Origin of the sequence: Exiguobacterium sp. s128, from assembly GCF_018618815.1 — a bacterium.
Taxonomy (GTDB): domain Bacteria; phylum Bacillota; class Bacilli; order Exiguobacteriales; family Exiguobacteriaceae; genus Exiguobacterium_A; species Exiguobacterium_A antarcticum.
Genome location: NZ_JACSMT010000091.1, coordinates 1 through 1608 on the forward strand (window position 1 = coordinate 1; position 1608 = coordinate 1608).

Here is a 1608-nt window from a genome sequence, read left to right on the forward strand (position 1 = left end):
TATCTAATATTCATCGCACCGACTAAATCTCTGTGCTTTTTGAATCCACATGGACAAAAATAGGTTCGATCTTTCGCTTTGTTTCTTTTACCGCAAGAAGGGCATGTCTGAGATGTATAGGCCGGATTGACATACTCGACCTTGATTCCGTCCAGACTTGCTTTGTATTCAATGAATGTTGCTAGGCGATAGAACGACCATGTATGCAGATTCTTATTGTTTTTACGGCTTGTTCTTGCCGTCTGCCGGATGTTCGCCAGTCTTTCTAGGCGAATGACAGAAACGTTATTCTCTTTCGCAAATGAAACGATCGCACGACTTACCTTGTGATCTTTGTCTCTCATCCAGCGTTGCTCTTGATTATTTAGTTTCTTGATTGCGTTCAGCTTCTTCTTTTGACCGAGCTCTTTCCGTCTCGTACGAAACTTGCGTTTCATGTATTTGTTCTCGCGTCCGTTCCCGAAGAACCTCGCCTTGTCGCCATCATTCGTTGCGACTGCCGGGACTTTCAAACCCAGATCCACACCGAGAACCTTGGAGCCGGTCTTCTCGGTCGTGAGAAGCGTGACAGCGATCTGGGCAATCCATTTGTTCGACTTCTTCGTGATGCGTAGCGTTCCCAACTTATTATTCAGGAGTGAGAAATTGCGATTGTGTTTATCGACCATTTCTGCTTTGATTGCCATCTTCTTTGCTTTACCGTCCATCATGATCGGGAGAGAAATCGACTCGAAATCGAACGAATAGTTCTGGTTGTTCCATGTGCAGTAGGGTTTCTTGAGAATAGGGATGATTTTGAATTTGGATTTCTTGACTTTCTTGAAGAGGCTTTGGGCGTCTTTGATGACTTGGTTCTTGACGGCGCTAGGCAAATGAGACTGGACATTCTTGCTCGTCAGCTTAAGCATCGTTTCTGCCTCTACCATATCTGAGACAAGTTGGTTGGCCGTGTGGATATAAGTTCCCATCATACGCTTCAAAATAGATTGTTGTACTTTGGTAGGACGAAGTTTGATGTTCACCGTTAATGTCTGATTCAAGGTGTCACCCCCTTGTTTTTTGTTGCTCGACATAACGCTTGATTGTTTCGCTCGACACATTTCCGGCGGTCGAAACGAAGTAGGAACGCGTCCAAAGACTTGGCAAGTGTTGAAGATGAGGAAATTCCGCTCTTAATTTTTTAGATGTCACGCCTTTGATTTTTGCCATAATATCAGCAGGACTGAGTGTTGGTGGGGCATTGAGGAACAGATGTGTATGATCTTGATCGCATTCTAAGGCGATTGTATTGATTTCTAAGCTTTCACATATCTCATGCACCAATTCTTTGAAACGTCCTTCTACATCGTTTCGACGGAATATTTTCCTTCTATATCGAGGGCAAAAAACGAAATGATAATTGATCAGAGAAACGGTGGTCTGGGTTCTTCGATAGTTGTTTTTCATATTTACAATGTATCATTTCAAATAACTTACTGCAACGCAAAAAAAGATTTTCGGATACATGAAGTGCCAGAACCTTCGGCTTCTTTGTGGGCACTCCGTATCCGACCGAGCTTTCATCCCACCCCTAAAGGAGTGGGCTTTCCCGCTCAAAAATTCTGTAAT

At 43.5% G+C, this 1608-nt stretch carries 2 protein-coding genes; both read right to left on the reverse strand.

Annotation, left to right across the window (positions count from 1 at the left end; genetic code table 11):
* Positions 1-1040, reverse strand: a 1040-nt coding sequence (locus tag KNQ13_RS15665) for an RNA-guided endonuclease InsQ/TnpB family protein (protein WP_209548554.1), incomplete at its 3' end; no start/stop codon positions are given.
* A 4-nt stretch (positions 1041-1044) separates the two neighbouring features.
* Positions 1045-1446 (reverse strand): IS200/IS605 family transposase, encoded by a 402-nt coding sequence (tnpA, locus tag KNQ13_RS15670; RefSeq protein WP_026830365.1) that lies wholly within the window; start codon positions 1444-1446, stop codon positions 1045-1047.
* Positions 1447-1608 lie beyond the last annotated feature (162 nt).